This is a genomic window from Ochrobactrum sp. C6C9 (assembly GCF_022627935.1).
Classification (GTDB): Bacteria; Pseudomonadota; Alphaproteobacteria; order Rhizobiales; family Rhizobiaceae; genus Brucella; species Brucella teleogrylli.
The window spans coordinates 1-17,309 of the sequence record NZ_JABXGB010000049.1 but is presented as its reverse complement, the minus strand read 5'-3'; the positions used below and the strand labels follow the sequence as shown (position 1 = coordinate 17,309).

The window sequence follows — 17,309 nt, the reverse complement described above, 5'->3', positions numbered from 1 at the left end:
GAATATATTTTACTTACAATACTTCTCGAATGATACAAAGTCGGGCTCGATCAGGAAGACGCGGGTTTTGATTTGACCCGCCCCCGATGCGAGGTTTCCGATGAAGTATGACCGTCAGAACGCCAAAGCCCACTCGCGCGCTACGATGCGCGGTATCTGGGCTGCGGCAAACACGCCTTTCAATGAGGATGGATCGATCGATGAAGGCGGCTTCCGCAAGAATGTAGACCACTGGGTCAACGATCTCGGCATTGACGGACTTTTCGTCGCGGGAAAGCAGGGCGAATTTTTCTCCATGTCGGTTGACGAACGCAAACGCATGTTCGACCTGGCTGTCTCGGCAGTTGGTGACAAGGCGCAGACGATCATGTCCTGCTCAGACCAGAACATGGATGTGGTCATCGATCTGGCAAAGCATGCACAGGCCTGCGGCGCCGATTATATCGTCGTCCATGCGCCTGTCCTGCACTTCCTGCGCGCGCAAGACGACACACTGAAGCGCTATTATGAAACGATCGCCTCAAAGGTGGATATCGGCCTTGCGCTCTGGTCGCATCCCGATAGTGGTTATCTGATGAGCCCCGAACTCTGCAACCGTCTGGCCGACATCGAAACCGTCGTCGCAATCAAATATTCGGTCCCGCGCGACATGTATCGCAAGCTCACCGAACTGGCGGGCGACCGCATTCTGGTTTCGACTGCATCGGAAGATGAGTGGCTGGACAATATTCTCGAATTGGGCTGGCAGCTATATCTCTGCTCTTCGCCGCCCTACACGCTGCAGACAAGTGTTGATCGCCGCATGCGCGATTATACCGATCTGGCCTTTGCTGGCAAAGCTGATGAGGCACGCGCCGTCTGGCAAAGTCTGGAGCCTGTCCGGCACGCCTTCAAGTCGTCACGACCGGCTGAAAAGCCCACCTCGCACCAAAAATACTGGCAAGAGCTGCTCGGCCAGGTCGGCGGGCCTGTTCGTGCGCCGATTCTTGAGTTGACCGATGCCGAGAAAAGGGCAGTCCGGCAGGCATTTGATGGCTGCGGTCTCAAACTATCCTGATCGAACCGAAAAGGGGAACGAGAATGACAAAACTGAGCGCCTTTAATTTTCAGAAATGGATCGATGAACACAAGCACCTGCTGAAGCCACCTGTCGGCAATCAGTTGGTGTTTAAGGACGCAGACCTGATGGTTACGGTTGTCGGTGGTCCAAACAAGCGCACCGATTACCACGACGATCCGGTCGAAGAGTTCTTCTATCAGCTCAAAGGCGACATGCTGCTGAAGCTGCATGATACGTCGACGGGTGAGTTTTACGATGTGCCGGTCCGCGAAGGCGATATCTTCCTTCTGCCTGCGCATATCCGCCATTCGCCGCAGCGCCCACAAGAAGGCTCTATCGGTCTGGTTATCGAACCAGCTCGTCCTGAAGGCGCTCTTGATGCCGTCGAATGGTATTGTTTCGAATGCAGCGGCCTCGTTCACCGTGCTGAAGTTGATCTGGAATCCATCGTGGACGATCTGCCGCCTCTTTACGCCGCGTTCTACAACGATGAGAAGCTGCGTACCTGCCCACATTGCAAAACCGTTCATCCCGGAAAAAACCCGCCGGAAGGTTGGGTGGCGCTCTGACAAGAGCACGCCCGGCGATACTACCGGGCGCCCGTGCACAAGCTTAAAACATAAGGGGAATTGAAGTGAAAAAGAAACTTCTGATGATCGGCCTGCTGGCAGGGCTGACAACTGGCGCGACTGCCGCTGAACCAGTCAAGATTGGCGTGATAACGACCTTGTCAGGTCCAGGAGGCTATCTCGGTCAAGACGTGCGCGATGGCATGAAGCTTGCCATCGATGCAGAAGGTGGCAAGCTCGGCGGCGTACCGGTTGAACTGAAGGTCGAAGATGATGCGGCCAAGCCCGGCAACGGGCGTCAGATCGCCGAACGGTTCATGTCGGAAGACGGCGTCAAGCTCTTTACCGGCATCATCTTCTCGAATGTTGCCGGCGCGGCGGTGCCGGATATCGTCGACAACGACAACCTCTATATCAGCGCTAATGCTGCGCCGTCCAACTTGGCGGGCAAGGCCTGTGACGCGAATTATTTCGTGGTTTCGTGGCAAAATGACTCGCTTCATGAGGCATCCGGGATCGCGGCGGAACAGGAAGGCTTCAAGCGCGCTTTTATTCTCGCACCAAACTATCAGGCGGGCAAAGATGCGCTGGCCGGCTTCAAACGTCGGTTCAAGGGGGAGATTGTCGGTGAAATCTACACCCAACTCGATCAGACCGATTATTCAGCCGAAATGGCACAGATACGTGCCGCCAACCCTGATGTGGTCTTCCAGTCTCATCCGGGTGGCATGGGCATCGCATTCCTGCGCCAGTATCAGCAGGCTGGTCTTCTCGGTAAGATTCCAATGGTTCTGTCCGAGCCATCCAGCGATGCTGTGATCCTTAAATCATTGGGCGATGCTTCGGTCGGCCTCATGGCTACCAGCCACTGGAGCCCGGATATGGACAATGCCGCAAACAAGGAACTCGTCGCTAAGTGGAAAGCCGCTTACCCTGACCGCCCGCTGACATATTACGGAACGCAAGGCTACGATGTGGCTCGCCTGATTGCTTCTGCGTTGAAGAAGACCGGTGGCGTTGACGATATCGATGCAGTGCGTGAAGCGCTGCGGAAAGCGGATTTCCAATCGGTGCGCGGCAATTTTTCCTTCGGCCCGAACCAGCACCCGTTGCAGGACTGGTATCTCCTCGAGATCGTGAAGGGTGACGATGGTATGCCGACCACCAAGATCAAGAAGAAGCTGATCGAAAATTACGGTGATTCCTATTCTGCAGAATGCAAGCTCTGACAGCCACCGCCCTGCGCGTGCGAAAGTACGCGCAACGCTTCTTTTTATTTTTTATGAAGGTCGTTTCCTCCAATGACACTCATCTTCGAGCAACTTTTGAATGGCCTTCTCTATGGCGTCATGTTGTTCCTTCTGGCAGCAGGGCTAACACTGATCTTTGGGATCATGGGCGTTATCAACCTCGCTCATGGCTCGCTCTACATGATCGGCGCTTTCATCGGGACCTGGGTGGCTGTGCAGACAGGAAATTTCTGGCTGGGCCTGCCGGCAGCAGTTCTGGCGGCAACGCTTGCCGGTATCGTGATCGAGCTCGGCGTCATGCGAAAACTCTATCAACGCGATCATATGGATCAGGTGCTTGCGACTTTCTCGCTTATTCTGATTTTCAATGAACTGACCGTGCTGATTTTTGGTCGCCAGCCAATTTTCACGCAGTTGCCTGCATCGCTCTCTCAACCGATCGAGCTGTTTTCAGGCCTGAGCTACCCCCCGTTTCGACTGCTCATCATTGCAGCGGGTCTGATGGTGGCTGGCGGGCTTTACCTGCTCATAAACCGCACCCGCATTGGCATGCTGGTCCGCGCAGGCTCGACCAATCGCGATATGGTGCGTGCTCTCGGCGTCGATATCCGTCTTCTCTACACAATGGTGTTCACGCTCGGGGCTGCTTTCGCGGGCCTTGCCGGCTTCATGACCGGGCCGATCCTCGCCGTTCAAGTCGGCATGGGAGAGCAGATATTGCTTGCCACTTTTGTGGTTGTCGTAATCGGCGGCGTCGGCTCGATCAAGGGAGCCTTCATTGCTGGTATTTCGCTCGGCATCATAGATACATGCCTGCGTGCATTTCTGCCTTCAATACTGCGCCAGTTCATGGCGGGCGCCGAGGCAGACGCGCTCGGCGTGGGCATCGCCTCCATGGGTATCTATCTGTTGATGGCTATCGTTCTTCTGTTCCGCCCGAGAGGCCTCTTTCCGGTGGGAGCCTGAAACATGTCATATCGCTTTCTATTCGTTCTTCTCGGCTGCGGGGCGCTTGCATTATTTCCTTTCGGCGCCGACGCATTGGGGCAGCCGGCTGCGTCAAGCCTTGTCGCCCGGATCATGATCTATGCTATCGCTGCGGCCAGCCTCAATCTCATCCTCGGCTATGGCGGGATGGTGTCTTTTGGTCACGCCGCCTTCTTCGGGATCGGCTCCTACGTCGTCGGGATTCTCTATTTTCACCATGCCGAAGAAACGCTGCTCTTCGGTTTTATTCCGGGTTCTGATCAATTTCTGATCACTGTTCCTGCAGCAATGCTGGTAGCGGGACTTGCGGCACTGATCATTGGAGCTCTGGCGCTGCGTACTTCGGGCGTGCAGTTCATCATGATTACGCTCGCCTTCGCCCAGATGCTCTTCTTCCTCTTCGTTTCGCTGAAGACCTATGGTGGCGAAGACGGGATCATTGTCCGCCGGGCAAACGATCTTTTCGGCTTCAGCCTGCGGGATAAGACGACGATGTATTATGTCATCCTCGTCTCGATGATCTTATATTTCGGCTTTCTTTGGCGGGTCGTGCATTCGTCCTACGGCGCGGTGCTGTCCGGTATTCGGCAGAGCGAGCGACGCATGACCGCCATGGGTATCGAAACCTATCGCTACAAGCTCTACGGCTTTGTTCTTGCCGGAATGGGCGCGGGTCTGGCTGGAGCGCTTCTCACCATCTTCATGCGGTTTGCAAGCCCAGACACACTGCATTGGACTAAATCGGGCGAGTTGATGGTGATGGTCATTCTGGGTGGCGTCGGCACTTTCTTCGGTCCCATCTGGGGTGCAGCCGCATTCCTGATCCTGCAGAATTATCTCGCCTCCTGGACTGAGCATTGGCAGCTCGCCATGGGTATCATTCTGCTTGTCCTCGTCTTGGGAACCAAAGGCGGCATTGTCGGTGGTTGGCGTGCGCTTTGCCTTCTGTTTCGCAAGGACCGCAAAGTGGAGGTGACCGCATGACTGCGATCTTACAAGTCCGTGATCTGGTGAAGCGTTTTGCAGGGCTGGTCGCGACGGATCATGTCACACTCGACGTCACGGAAGGGCATATCCATGCCCTGATCGGCCCGAACGGCGCAGGAAAGTCTACACTTATCAACCAGCTTTGCGGTGAGCTTACGCCCACATCAGGGACGATCAGCCTGATGGGGGAGGACATTACCACCTTGCCCGCCGCGATACGTGTCGGTCGCGGGTTGGGACGCACATTCCAGATATCGACACTTCTGAATGAAATGAGTGTGCGCCAGAACATCGCCATGGCGGTGCAAGCGCGCGAGGGACATAATTTCAGGATTCTCGACAGTCTGAAAGGCCGCAGCGCCATCTGGCATGAGGTTGATGTAATTCTCGCCCAAAGCCGACTGGCCAATCACCCGGAAAAACTAGCAGGCGATCTGTCAAGTGGCGGGCGCAAGCAGCTTGAACTGCTCATGGCGCTCGCCGGTAAGCCGAAGCTTTTGCTTCTCGACGAACCGATGGCCGGTCTCGGCCATGTCGAAAGCCAGGAAATGATCGAGCTTCTGCAGGGATTGCGGGGAACGGTTTCGATGCTGCTTGTCGAGCACGACATGGAGGCGGTGTTCGCGCTGGCCGACCGCATATCTGTGCTGGTCTATGGCCGCGTCATCCTAACGGGCACGGTGGAAGACATACGGGCGAGCGAAGCTGTGCGGGAAGCCTATCTCGGTGGAGAGGAGGAACTGTGCTAAAAATCGATGGATTGCAGGCCGCTTACGGCCACTCACAGGTATTGTTCGACGTTTCGCTCGAAGTAAACGAAGGAGAACTTGTAACCCTCATGGGCCGTAACGGCATGGGCAAGACGACCACGATACGCACGTTGATGGGTCTCCTCGCCCCCAAAGGGGGGAAAGTCCAGATTGCAGGGCGAGACACGACCAGCTACAGCCCAGAAAAGGTGGCGCGTCTTGGTGTCGGCCTTGTGCCGGAGGGACGACAGATTTTTCCGACATTGACGGTGCGGGAAAATCTGGTTGCAACCGCTTCAAACCGATGCAAGCGGCAGTCTCCGTGGGATCTCAGCAAGATATATGCGCTTTTCCCACGTATGCAGGAGCGGGCGGACCAGACGGCCGGCACACTGTCGGGCGGCGAGCAGCAAATGCTGGCAATCGGGCGTGCGCTGATGACAAATCCGCATCTTCTGATCCTTGATGAAGCGACGGAAGGACTTGCCCCCGTCATCCGCACGGAAATCTGGCATTGCATCATGCAATTGCGCGAAATGGGCCAATCGATCCTGCTAATAGACAAGAATATCGCCGTTTTGAAGCGGCTGGCGGATCGCCATTATATTGTCGAAAAAGGCCGGACGGTCTGGCGTGGAACGAGCGCAGATCTCGAACGGGACCAAGATCAGGTGCATGCTTATGTCGGTATCTGAGTCAATCGTCCTGATTGGATGGGGCGCTATCGGCAAACGGGTTGCGGAACTCCTCGCCGAGCGAAAAAGTCCAGTCAAAATCGGTGCAGTCGCGGTGCGCGACCGGTCGGTCACTCGTGACGGACTGCCTGTCGGCGCCATACAGATCGAAGATCCCGCCGAACTCGCAGCCACCGGCGCAAGACTTGTCGTGGAAGTTGCGGGGCGCCCAAGCGTCTTGCCATGGGGTGAAGCAGCTCTTTCCGCGGGAATGGATTTCGCGGTTTCATCGACATCGGCGTTCGTGGATGATGCGATCTTTCAAAGATTGAAAGACATCGCGGCGATCCGCGGTGCGAAACTTATTATTCCACCCGGCGCGCTCGGGGGGATCGACGCGCTTTCGGCAGCAAGCCGTCTTACCATTGCAAGCGTCGAACATCGCATCATCAAACCTGCAAAAGCCTGGGCGGGGACACAAGCCGCCCAACTGATACCGCTCGATGAAATCACGGAGGCAACCACGTTCTTTACGGATACGGCCCGTAAGGCTGCAGACGCCTTTCCGCAAAATGCCAATGTCGCCGTGATTACCTCGCTTGCTGGGATCGGTCTCGATCGTACCCGTGTCTCATTGGTCGCAGACCCGGCAGCGCGCCTCAACATGCATGAAATCATTGCCGAAGGCGATTTCGGCAGGATGCAACTGCGTTTTGAAAACGGCCCGCTCGCGACCAATCCGAAATCATCGGAAATGACGGCGCTAAATCTCGTCCGCCTTATCGAGAACCGGGTCGCCACCACGGCAATTTAGAAACACACTCTCCCAAAGCGAGAAGCAGCCTTGGAATGAAGGCATGAACAAGAACCAACATTACATACGGCATCTGGCTGAAGAAACGGGTTTAGACCCCGCTCGCCTTGATCGCGATTATAATGCCAAAGCTACCGTTTCGCCGGAAACCTTTGCCGCCGAAATGAAACGCTACCGCCAGGCAAGTGTTGAGCCGCGAGTTCATTGGGGGCAGCATTTCGACGTGGTTTACGACGAAGAAAGCGGGCAACGGATCGATATTTTCGGCCCTTCGTCAAGCGGCGGACTAAATCCGGTTTTTATATTCATTCACGGTGGCTATTGGCGGGCGCTGTCCAAGGAAGATTCCGCCATGATGGCTGGAATGCTTGCGCGCGAAGGCATTGCCACGGTCGTCGTCGACTATCGTCTGGCACCCGAAGTATCTCTTGCCGAAATTACGCGGGAGGTACGCTCTGCTCTGGCCTTCGTTTGGCGTCACGGTCGGGACTATGGTCTTGATCCGAACCGGATAACGGTCGGGGGAAGCTCTGCCGGCGGTCACCTTGCGGGCGCGCTCCTTTCTGAGGGATGGCAGGGCAAATTCGGTTTGCCAAAGGATGTAGTCAAGTTTGCCATGCCGGTCAGCGGGCTTTTCGAGCTTGCCCCTGTGGCTGAAACTTTCCCGCAGGGGTGGCTGAATCTTAGTCCTATTGATGTCGATCAACTTAGTCCCATCCGGAGCATTCCTGTGGGTGGGTGTCCGATAACCGTAGCATGGTCAGAGCATGAAGCGGACGGCTTCAAACGCCAGTCACGCGCTTATGCCGATTGCTGGGCTGTGGCTGGCGGAAGGGTGAAGGCAATCGAGGTCGCGAACCGAAACCATTACAATATTCTGATGGACTGGTGCTCGCCAGAAACCGAGATGTCGCAGGCCCTGCTCGCCGGGATTCGCAACATCGGTTGACTGGCTTCTACAAAAAGTTTTGCGGTCGCGCGGCTCTGCGCGGCTGGCAGTTTGGTGCGTGAAAAATTCGCCGACACTCATACAAACTCATGTGATAAAACTCATGGATATATAGTTTCAATATGAATTGTCACATGAATTAAACCCCCTCATTCTATCCGTAACGATAATCTGGGCTTGGCCCAACTAGTAGATTGCAGAGGCTTTCTGATGCAAAAATCCGACGTACAGCTTTTCATAGGCGGCGAATGGCGCAAGTGCGCCAATACGCTTCCAATTATCAACCCTGCAGACGAGACCGAGATCGGCCAGGTTGCGGTGGCAGAACGGGGGGACCTGGAGGCGGCACTTCAGGCAGCCTGGGACGGATATCAGGTCTGGCGCAACACTGCGCCGGCGGCCCGCGCTGCGATCATCATGAAGGCGTCGGCGCTTATGCGCGAGCGGCAGGAAGAGATCGCACGCGCGATCACGCTCGAAAACGGAAAGCCTATAGCTGAAGCCCGGCTTGAGGTCATCCGGGGCTGCGAATTTTTCGAATGGGATGCGGGGGAGTGCATTCGTTTCTATGGCCGTGTCATACCAAGCGCGCCCGGTATTCGCTATATTGTTGTGCATGAGCCAATCGGCCCAGTCGCTGCTTTCGCACCATGGAATTTTCCAATGAGCCAACCTGCACGCAAGATTGCGGGCGCTCTGGCTGCCGGTTGCTCCATTATTCTGAAGGCATCCGAAGAAACGCCGACTGCAGTTACGCATATTGCGCGCGCATTTGAAGATGCAGGGCTGCCAGCAGGTGTGTTGAATCTGGTTTTCGGCGTTCCGGCGGATATTTCGCAATTTCTCATCCCCAGCCCCGAAATTCGGGCCATCGCATTCACCGGATCAACAGCTGTCGGCAAGCATTTGACCGAAATCGCCGCGCGTCATATGAAGCCCGCTCTTATGGAACTCGGCGGCCACGCCCCGGTCATCGTTTGCGAGGACGCCGATCCGGTTCTGGCGGGCATCGCATCAGCACGCCGAAAGTACCGCAATTCAGGCCAGGTATGTACCTCCCCAACACGCTTCTTCGTTCATGAAACCCATTATGAGCGTTTTACTGCAGCTTTTATTGAAACGGCGCAGTCAATCCGTGTCGGTAACGGACTGGAGGAAGGGGTGCAGATGGGGCCTGTTGCAAATGATCGTCGCATTATGGCGCTGGAAGAGTTGGTCAGCGATGCCGAAGCCAAGGGTGCAAAATTGCTTTTTGGCGGTCGCCGTCTGAAGAACAACGGTTATTTCTTCCCGCCGACGGCTCTGGCGGAATTGCCCAGCGATGCCCGTGCGATGTCCGAGGAGCCTTTCGGTCCGCTGGCCTTGATCAATCCAGTGCCGTCCCTTGATGTGGCTATTGAAAAGGCGAACTCGCTGCCCTTCGGTCTTGCCGCATATGGCTTTGCGAACTCCGCGGAAAATGTGGACCGTCTTATGTCGGGTCTGGAAGCTGGGAACGTCTCGATCAATACGCTCGAAGCATCTGTCGCTGAGACACCGTTCGGTGGTGTCAAGGATAGTGGGCTTGGCCGCGAGGGTGGAGCAGAAGGATTGCATCACTATACGGTCGTGAAGAACGTCTCGCATCGTTTGGTCAATAGTCTCTAGACCATTGCGGGACCGCCAGTCCGGCATCTCTCCTATGACAGTGGATAATGGTTCGACATATGATGGAATGCAGCACTATCGAATGATGTTGGTGTTCTTGCCGGTTGCTACTTCGATATGCGGCTAACTCGCCGCATGCTCTTACGATTATGGTCAAATGAGGAACTGAATGGATGCGACTTTCTAAATTGCAACATATCGCGGGCGCCTTTCTGGTATCGTCTACTCTTGGGGGCACTCACGCGCATGCGGCCGACGCCGTGAAAATAGGTTTTATTACCACCCTGACCGGCGCTGCAGGCTATCTCGGCGAAGACGTGCGCGACGGCTTCAATCTCGCGGTTAAACAGGGCAATGGTCTTCTGGGTGGCCAAAAGGTCGATGTTGTTATCGCCGACGATGGACTGAAGCCATCGACAGGCCGCCAGTTGGCGGACCGGTTCCTATATGACGAGCAAGCCGATATCATAACCGGTATGATTTTTTCGAATGTGGCCTCGGCTATCATTCCCGAGGTAATCGACGCCGGTAAGATCGTGATAAGCCCTAATGCCGGGCCCACTGAATTTGCCGGTGTTAACTGCAATGCGAACTATTTCGTCATGTCATGGCTCACCGACAGTATGCAGGGCAGCGCGGGGCGCAATGCAAAGGCTCTCGGCTTTAAGCGAGCTATGGTGCTTGCTCCGAATTTCCAGGCAGGTAAGGACGCGGTCGAGGGCTTTCGCCGTACTTTCGAGGGAGAAATTATAGAAGAGGTCTACACAAGTCTGGACCAGATCGACTATGCAGCGGAAATGGCGCGCATAAGGTCTGCAAAACCTGACGTAGTATTCCAGTTTCACCCCGGTGCTTTGGGGATTGCGTTTCTTCGTCAATACCAGCAGTCAGGCCTGTTAAATGAGATACCAATGGTGGTTGCTGAGCCATCCATGGATCATGCCATCCTGCGTTCTCTTGGAGGAATTACAGAGGGCCTCACCCGCATTATGAAGCACAATCACATCTGGATTGCCAGTTTGGGCATCAGCCTTGAACAACTGGCACTTGAGGACGGGACGCTTGTAACTTGCATTCCGGATCTCGGTCCCGTTCAATGGAGGCGTGATAAGCTTATTGGTGAGATGCAATTCACTCGGAACGAGCCCTATCCGACATCTCCGATGAATAGCGCCGATAACGGACTTGCCGATACATTATCGCTTAGTTTCAATATCTATCTTGTCCAATCCCGTGCTGGAAATGTTTTAATAGATACTGGGATCGGAAATGGTAAGTACCGCCCCGATCGACCCGCATGGGATAGGTTGAATGGTCCGTTTCTTGCCATTCTGGAAGGACTTGGTTTAGATGCCGATCATATTGATTTCGTCATCAATACCCATTTACACGCCGACCATGTCGGCTGGAACACCATTGCAGACTCTAGCGGGGTCTGGCGCCCAACGTTTCCTTCGGCGACTTATGTTACGCCGGCACGAGAGCTTGAAGCAATGTTGGCTAAAGCCCAAGCAACGTCCAATTCGTCGAATCTACTCCATGGCGCCTGGCAAGATAGTGTCATGCCAATCATCGACGGCCCCGGCTATTTGGCGGTGCAACCAGGCGAAATCGTTGCCGGTCTTCAAACAATTGCATTGCCTGGACACACTTCCGGAATGATCGGTCTGATCTTGGGCAGCGGCGATGAAACTATTGTCTTCACAGCAGATGCGATACATCACCCTATCCAGTTGCCTAATAATGCTCCGGCATCGAATTTTTGCATGAATCCGGAGGAGTCGGTCCAAACGCGGATCAAACTTCTGGAAACCTGTGCGCTGAACAACTGGATCATCGCGCCCTATCACTTTCCGGCTCCGGCCTTCAGCCACATCAAGCGAAATGAAGCAAACGGATATGAGATAAAACCCTTCGTCTTGCCTGGGTGATCAAAAGACCTGAGTGGAACCCCTGATAAGAATTGGGACAATAAACTCGCGCAGTAGCTGCTGCAACGCATTGCCGAGGAGTTTGCAAGGGCTGATCGGTATGATCGACGTCGATTGCAAACTTTCGTCAAATCCGACAATGTCGACATTCCGTCCTCTTGGAAGCTCTGCCTTCGTTGCCATTTATGCGCCCGGGATTTCCCATCACGGATAACTCCCTTATTGTTTTGCATTTATAATTGCGAAGAATGGCGTCTCCACTGTGCACTCCCACCGCCGACGATGCCACCCGCATCTTAGTTTGGTGCCCACTATGAACCGCTACAACATCGCTGAACGACGTACAATTGCGCGCTAGCGACCCCCTCCGCTTGAAATTAATCCTGTCACGATGTATATACTCGTGTATATACAAAGGAGGCCAATATGCCACAGCTCCGACACTCCGAACCTACACCAGCCCGCGAAGCAAAACTCTTCCGTAACAATAAGAGTCAGGCCGTACGCATTCCAGCTGACTTCGAACTTCCGGGCGACCGGGTGATGATCCATCGCGATGGAGATCGACTTATCATAGAGCCGGTGCGTCGCCAGAACCTGTTGGAAGTGCTTGCCGGGCTGGAACCGCTTGGGCCGGAAGATCAGTTCCCTGATATTGACGATACCCTGCTACCGTTGAAAGAATTCGACCTGTGAGCGCGCTCTACATGCTTGACACCAATGTCGTGTCCGAGCTTACACGAAACCCCAAAGGTGCTGTCGCCATACGCATTGCTGAGGTCGGACCAGAAGCAGTTTGCGTCAGCATTATCACGGCAGCGGAGTTACGCTATGGATGCGCCAAGAAAGGATCGCCGAAGCTACTGGCGCACATCGAGGCCATTCTTGGAAGTATGCAAGTGCTCGCACTTGATATGCCTACCGACGCCGAATATGGACGAATCCGAGCCGAATTGGAAGCCGTTGGCCAGCCCATCGGTCCGAATGACCTCTTCATCGCTGCCCATGCTTATGCGCTCGGGGCGGTGTTAGTCACGGCCAATACCGGAGAATTCTCACGCATCCGTGCTCTGAGGGTCGAAAACTGGCTACGCGACTGAGCCGTGCTGTTGTTCCTTCAAAGAGGATCTGCCGCTGAAGGGACAGATCACAAAAAGTGCATTTATAATTGGTAGATTGTACCTTGGTCTGCTCATGCCTCGGATAAAGACTGGTTTTCCGCTGATGGCTGCTATGAATGTAGGCACCGAATCTGAACAACAATTGATGCCTTGACTGCTGATGATGACCAACCCGATCCACATTCTCAAAACCGTTTATGGATACGATGCCTTCCGTGGGCGACAAGCTGAAATCATATCGCACGCGATAGCAGGCAATAATGCATTCGTCCTGATGCCGACAGGCAGCGGCAAATCCCTATGCTATCAGATTCCCGCCCTTGCGCGACCAGGCATGGGGATCGTGGTGTCACCGCTTCTTGCGTTGATGGCCGATCAGGTGTCCGCGCTCCGGCAGGCAGGTGTGAAGGCTGCGGCGCTCAATTCCGACCTTGCTGGCGATGACAGGCTAGCCTTGTGGCATGATATCCATGCTGGTGTGCTTGATCTGCTCTATGTCGCGCCTGAAACACTGCTCAGACCAGATACATTGCAACGCCTGAGCGACGTGCCTCTCTCGCTGATCGCTATCGACGAAGCACATTGCCTGTCGCAATGGGGGCATGATTTCAGACCATCCTATCGACAGCTCGATGTGTTGATGACGCAGTTTCCCAATACGCCACGCATGGCGTTGACAGCAACCGCCGACGAGCCGACACGTGCGGAAATCCTGTCGCATCTGCAGATTGACGAGCGCGATGCCTTCATCGCCGGTTTCGACCGCCCCAATATTCGCTACACGATCATGGAGAAGAACAATCCCCGCGCGCAATTGAAACGTTTTCTGCAGGATCACCAGGGTGAAAGCGGCATCGTCTACTGTCTTTCAAAACGGAAGACGGAAGAAACGGCCGAATGGCTGCGCAGCCTGGGCTATGACGCTCTCTCCTATCACGGCGGCATGGAGAAGCCTGCGCGCGAGGCGAACCAGGCACGGTTCCAACATGACGAAGCGATCATCGTGGTGGCGACGATTGCGTTTGGGATGGGCATCGACAAACCGGATGTACGCTTCGTCGCCCATGTCGATCTGCCGGGAAGCATCGAAGCTTATTATCAGGAGACAGGGCGTGCGGGGCGCGACGGACTGCCAGCCGAAGCGATGATGCTCTACGGTTATGAAGATATCGTCCTGCGCAGCCGCTTCATCGAGGAATCCGACGCGCCCGATCAGCGTAAGCGGATGGAGCGGCAGAAACTCGACACCCTCCTCGGATTGGCCGAAACGGCGAACTGTCGCAGACAGGTGCTGCTGTCTTATTTCGGTGATAGATGCGAACCGTACGGCAATTGCGATACCTGCGCCGAACCACCAACCCTCTTCGATGGGACAATAGCCGCACAGAAAATATTGTCCTGCATTCACAGAACCGGGGAGCGGTTCGGACAAGCCTATATTGTCGATGTCCTTCTTGGCGTCGAGGATGAACGCATCAGCCGCTTCGGTCACGATCAGATTTCGACTTTCGGAATCGGCCGCGAGCATGACAATCACACCTGGCGTGCGATCATACGGCAGTTGATCGCGCAGAGGTTAATCGATGTGGACTTTGCCAGGCACGGCGGTTTGTCGATCTCGTAAGCAGGTCGGCAGTTTTTGCGCGCAAAGCATACGCTCATGTTGCGTGTCCCGTCGAAATCGAAGCCATCGCGTGGTACTGTTTCACGTGGGAAATCGGCAACATCCGCCCTTTCGGAGCGTGATGAGGCGCTGTTTCAGGCACTGCGCGAGAAGCGGCTAGAGATAGCGCGCACGCAAAATGTCCCACCTTATGTGATCTTCCACGATCGCACACTAATCGAGCTGTCCACTGCCAGGCCAGCCTCACGCGCCCAGATGGCCGATGTGCCCGGTGTCGGCGATACAAAGCTCGAACGCTACGGCCCGGCCTTTCTGGCCGTCATCAACGCACACGGTTAAATCCGCCTCAGCATTTGGCGTTCAACAATACCGACCTTAGAGTCTGTCAGCGCTACTCGGGATCGCCATGAGATTCCCTCGGGCTTGACATTGCGATTCAGGATCATTGCTGGATTGGAGGCCAGCGTGACGACGCAATCTCTTGTACTGTGACGTGCCCCTGTTAAAATGGTTCGGCTTTAATGTTAGTCTTCCCGCCTCGCTTCTTCCATGATAAGTCCTTCCTGATTATCATTAAGCCCTCGCGCACCATGGCGCTTATTGCCCTTATGTGCTCAGGGTTTCCACATCATGGATAAATTCGTGATATCAGTTTTCTCATAACCGATCCCGACCGTTCGTTCTTTCCCGGGTCAAATGCCCCCGATCTTCTTCACGGCCTTCTATCGTCAGTCAGACATTCACCCTCGGCTACGATTTCTATCGCCCGACGCACCGCATCCTCTGCGGCAAAGGTGGCGATTTCAGCTTCGTGCGCGGAACAAGGACGAATTCCTAAACCCCACACTGTGTACATCTCATTTTGAGCTAGCGTCGTGTTACCTGGGTCCACCACTTTTAATGCGTATTTGGTTGCAGATGGGGTCATCGGGGTGCTTCCATAGAAGCTCCCGCTAATGACTTCCAGCTGACCAACCTGGCAGCGCACGCCATCGAATTCTTCCAGCGCCGGCGGTAAACTACCGGCAAGGATAATCGCATCATTCCGGGAAAAACGGCCGTACAGCGAATAGCAGTATTCGGTGTCAAGATCGAAAATGCGCAGCCGTGAGATCAGCCGATCGACACCTTCATATTGCAAGATGCAAAAATACGCACACCCGCCACAAACCGGAATGTCCGCTTCATCAAGAACTTGCGCGTTCTCACCGAATATGTCCCATGGAATTTCTTTTAACATTTTATCATCTCTCACCAGCCAATAGACATATTGTGAGGCCAATCAGCCGCCGGCGCAAACGGACCATGAACACCGATGAAAATTTTTAACGTGGCACGTTGAACGGTATTATGCGACTGGATAGATACGACCGTTGTGACAAGCACAACTGGCAGGTTTGGGCCGTTAAAGTTTGACAAACAGCCAAGAGCGCAAATCCTGAGGCAATCGGCCGACCATCTGGATCGCGCTCGAAGAAGCGTGTCGTCACACCCGCCAAGTCTGCGACGACCATACTGAATGGCTGATTCCGGGTTTCACCAGGCCTGACGAATTGGAGCCGGCAACCCAAATAAGAAAACCGGGAGCACGTATGGCGCATGCTCCCGGTTTTCTTATTTCGATAGACTGTGGGTTGCCAAATGGCCGCTTACGCGAGTGCCATTCTCATTTCGCCAATATATTCTCCGCGCTCCCAGAAATGGCCCCATGCGGTGTTTTCGTAGTTTGCCCTGGGAAGTCTGTAAAGCGTCAACCGGACAGAACCTTGCTTTCCAAGTGCGAGCAACCGCTCGCGATAGGTTGTGGCTACGTTGATTGCGAATGCATTCGCGAATTCGAATTCATACTCACCATTGATATCAACGCTATCGACAAAACACTCGTTGGTGTCGTCAACAATCACCACACATCCATTGAGCGTGGAATAAGCGCGACAAGCTCGCTTGAAATCGTGCCAGACCGAACCTTGTCCTGATTGATTATAGCGTTGTTCGACGGTTGACTCATCGGCAAGGAACGAAAAATGTCCCTCCTCAAAATCCTTGAGCATGCGCGCTGCAATGCCGTTGCTGGCTTTGTCGATACCGTAGTCTAAAGGCGAAGTTCCAATCATTGAAAAATCCTTTCCTGAAAATGATTGTCTGTCAGCTTCAAGAAACGCTGGCTTCTATAGTAAAGCACAATATTACAATAATATCAGATGCTTATGCTTTTTTAACTGATCCAATTGTGCCCAAATGGCCCCCAAACGGCTTCATTTCGAAGTGCTTTAATGCCTGTTTCATGACATAATGTCGCATATTGGGACGCGTCAGTGGTATCCGCAATCAAATCGCGGATTTTAGTACCTGGAAGAGCCGAAAGCGCTATTTATCCGGGCAATGCCAGAAATACTTCTGACCAAAACATCGGGCTCGATTGACCTCGGCTTAGATCTGGGTAGCAGACACAGGAGGCGTTCATGCGATTGGCTTTGGCCCTCCTTTTGCTACAGGCTTCCTTGTCGCCCAATACCTGTTAGCTCCCTGTCGGTCACGATTCTGTGCTCCGGACAGGCGGTTAATCCACGACTATCACCCAGTCCCAGCGAAACCCATGTCTGCCCTGCTCCCACCAGTAACCGTAAGGATTGCAGACGATGCGGCTTTGACCGATCTGAACGTCAAAGGCATGATGAGTATGGCCACAGATCCATATATCCGGGGCCTGTTCGGAATGCAGGATGTCATTGAAGGCCTCTGCGCCACAGGCAAACAGAAAATTTGCCTCTTGCCCCGCATAAGCCGGCGGCGAAATTATAGTTTCTCATCAGATTCTGATCCCATAATCGGGAGCCGGCGGGGAAGCATCGCCAAAGGCACAAGCAAGCATGTTCCCTTTTTGTTTCGAATGCTCTAGAAACCACGCATGGACATGTCAGCCGATTATCCGCGGTCCCGTGTTCAA

General features: G+C 54.4%; 15 protein-coding genes and 1 pseudogene. 14 read left to right on the top strand and 2 right to left on the bottom strand.

Annotated elements, in window-relative coordinates; all coding sequences use genetic code 11:
• The first annotated feature begins 100 nt into the window (after window positions 1-100).
• From HWD97_RS22680 to recQ, 14 genes and pseudogenes are all read left to right on the top strand, one after another.
• Entirely contained in the window at window positions 101-1,057 is a 957-nt protein-coding gene (locus HWD97_RS22680) for a dihydrodipicolinate synthase family protein (protein WP_371835676.1), read from the top strand.
• Between the two features lie 23 nt (window positions 1,058-1,080).
• On the top strand, window positions 1,081-1,629 hold the full coding sequence (locus HWD97_RS22675) for a 3-hydroxyanthranilate 3,4-dioxygenase (protein ID WP_371835675.1): 549 nt from the start codon (window positions 1,081-1,083) through the stop codon (window positions 1,627-1,629).
• Between the two features lie 65 nt (window positions 1,630-1,694).
• Window positions 1,695-2,858, top strand: a complete 1,164-nt coding sequence (locus HWD97_RS22670; RefSeq protein ID WP_121539614.1) for an ABC transporter substrate-binding protein — start codon at window positions 1,695-1,697, stop codon at window positions 2,856-2,858.
• A 72-nt stretch (window positions 2,859-2,930) separates the two neighbouring features.
• Window positions 2,931-3,845 (top strand): branched-chain amino acid ABC transporter permease, encoded by a 915-nt coding sequence (locus HWD97_RS22665; RefSeq protein ID WP_371835674.1) that lies wholly within the window; start codon window positions 2,931-2,933, stop codon window positions 3,843-3,845.
• Window positions 3,846-3,848: 3 nt separating this feature from the next.
• Window positions 3,849-4,850 carry a branched-chain amino acid ABC transporter permease gene (locus HWD97_RS22660; protein ID WP_371835673.1) on the top strand — a complete coding sequence of 334 codons (1,002 nt, stop codon included), beginning with the start codon at window positions 3,849-3,851 and terminating at the stop codon, window positions 4,848-4,850.
• The gene (locus tag HWD97_RS22655; protein ID WP_121539611.1) at window positions 4,847-5,602 is read left to right on the top strand and encodes an ABC transporter ATP-binding protein; all 756 of its coding nucleotides are present in this window, start codon (window positions 4,847-4,849) and stop codon (window positions 5,600-5,602) included. Before HWD97_RS22660 ends, HWD97_RS22655 begins: the two co-directional genes overlap by 4 nt.
• Entirely contained in the window at window positions 5,596-6,297 is a 702-nt protein-coding gene (locus HWD97_RS22650; RefSeq protein ID WP_121539610.1) for an ABC transporter ATP-binding protein, read from the top strand. The genes HWD97_RS22655 and HWD97_RS22650 overlap by 7 nt, the downstream gene beginning before the upstream one ends.
• Window positions 6,284-7,090, top strand: coding sequence for an aspartate dehydrogenase (locus tag HWD97_RS22645; RefSeq protein WP_283735319.1), 807 nt, complete (start codon window positions 6,284-6,286; stop codon window positions 7,088-7,090). The genes HWD97_RS22650 and HWD97_RS22645 overlap by 14 nt, the downstream gene beginning before the upstream one ends.
• A 43-nt stretch (window positions 7,091-7,133) precedes the next feature.
• The gene (locus HWD97_RS22640; RefSeq protein ID WP_235859068.1) at window positions 7,134-8,039 is read left to right on the top strand and encodes an alpha/beta hydrolase; all 906 of its coding nucleotides are present in this window, start codon (window positions 7,134-7,136) and stop codon (window positions 8,037-8,039) included.
• 210 nt (window positions 8,040-8,249) lie between these two features.
• Entirely contained in the window at window positions 8,250-9,686 is a 1,437-nt protein-coding gene (locus tag HWD97_RS22635) for an NAD-dependent succinate-semialdehyde dehydrogenase (protein WP_121539609.1), read from the top strand.
• A gap of 173 nt (window positions 9,687-9,859) precedes the next feature.
• On the top strand, window positions 9,860-11,617 hold the full coding sequence (locus tag HWD97_RS22630) for an ABC transporter substrate-binding protein (protein WP_371835672.1): 1,758 nt from the start codon (window positions 9,860-9,862) through the stop codon (window positions 11,615-11,617).
• Between the two features lie 426 nt (window positions 11,618-12,043).
• A complete protein-coding gene (locus HWD97_RS22625) occupies window positions 12,044-12,313 on the top strand; it encodes an antitoxin (protein ID WP_121539605.1) in 270 nt (89 codons plus the stop codon).
• A complete protein-coding gene (locus HWD97_RS22620) occupies window positions 12,310-12,717 on the top strand; it encodes a type II toxin-antitoxin system VapC family toxin (RefSeq protein WP_121539604.1) in 408 nt (135 codons plus the stop codon). Before HWD97_RS22625 ends, HWD97_RS22620 begins: the two co-directional genes overlap by 4 nt.
• Before the next feature lie 181 nt (window positions 12,718-12,898).
• Window positions 12,899-14,701: pseudogene (gene recQ, locus HWD97_RS22615) on the top strand (DNA helicase RecQ).
• Between the two features lie 373 nt (window positions 14,702-15,074).
• Here the strand turns inward: recQ and HWD97_RS22610 are convergent.
• Complete coding sequence (locus tag HWD97_RS22610; protein ID WP_121539602.1) at window positions 15,075-15,602, bottom strand: hypothetical protein; 528 nt, start codon at window positions 15,600-15,602, stop codon at window positions 15,075-15,077.
• A 409-nt stretch (window positions 15,603-16,011) separates the two neighbouring features.
• Window positions 16,012-16,476, bottom strand: coding sequence for a hypothetical protein (locus tag HWD97_RS22605; protein WP_121539601.1), 465 nt, complete (start codon window positions 16,474-16,476; stop codon window positions 16,012-16,014).
• Window positions 16,477-17,309: the final 833 nt, after the last annotated feature.

Coding starts and splice junctions, on each gene's coding strand:
- HWD97_RS22625 (WP_121539605.1), top strand. CDS start 12,044: ATGCCACAGCTCCGACACTCCGAACCTACACCAGCCCGCGAAGCAAAA.
- HWD97_RS22665 (WP_371835674.1), top strand. CDS start 2,931: ATGACACTCATCTTCGAGCAACTTTTGAATGGCCTTCTCTATGGCGTC.
- HWD97_RS22645 (WP_283735319.1), top strand. CDS start 6,284: ATGTCGGTATCTGAGTCAATCGTCCTGATTGGATGGGGCGCTATCGGC.
- HWD97_RS22640 (WP_235859068.1), top strand. CDS start 7,134: ATGAACAAGAACCAACATTACATACGGCATCTGGCTGAAGAAACGGGT.
- HWD97_RS22605 (WP_121539601.1), bottom strand. CDS start 16,476: ATGATTGGAACTTCGCCTTTAGACTACGGTATCGACAAAGCCAGCAAC.
- HWD97_RS22675 (WP_371835675.1), top strand. CDS start 1,081: ATGACAAAACTGAGCGCCTTTAATTTTCAGAAATGGATCGATGAACAC.
- HWD97_RS22655 (WP_121539611.1), top strand. CDS start 4,847: ATGACTGCGATCTTACAAGTCCGTGATCTGGTGAAGCGTTTTGCAGGG.
- HWD97_RS22630 (WP_371835672.1), top strand. CDS start 9,860: ATGCGACTTTCTAAATTGCAACATATCGCGGGCGCCTTTCTGGTATCG.
- HWD97_RS22660 (WP_371835673.1), top strand. CDS start 3,849: ATGTCATATCGCTTTCTATTCGTTCTTCTCGGCTGCGGGGCGCTTGCA.
- HWD97_RS22680 (WP_371835676.1), top strand. CDS start 101: ATGAAGTATGACCGTCAGAACGCCAAAGCCCACTCGCGCGCTACGATG.
- HWD97_RS22635 (WP_121539609.1), top strand. CDS start 8,250: ATGCAAAAATCCGACGTACAGCTTTTCATAGGCGGCGAATGGCGCAAG.
- HWD97_RS22610 (WP_121539602.1), bottom strand. CDS start 15,602: ATGTTAAAAGAAATTCCATGGGACATATTCGGTGAGAACGCGCAAGTT.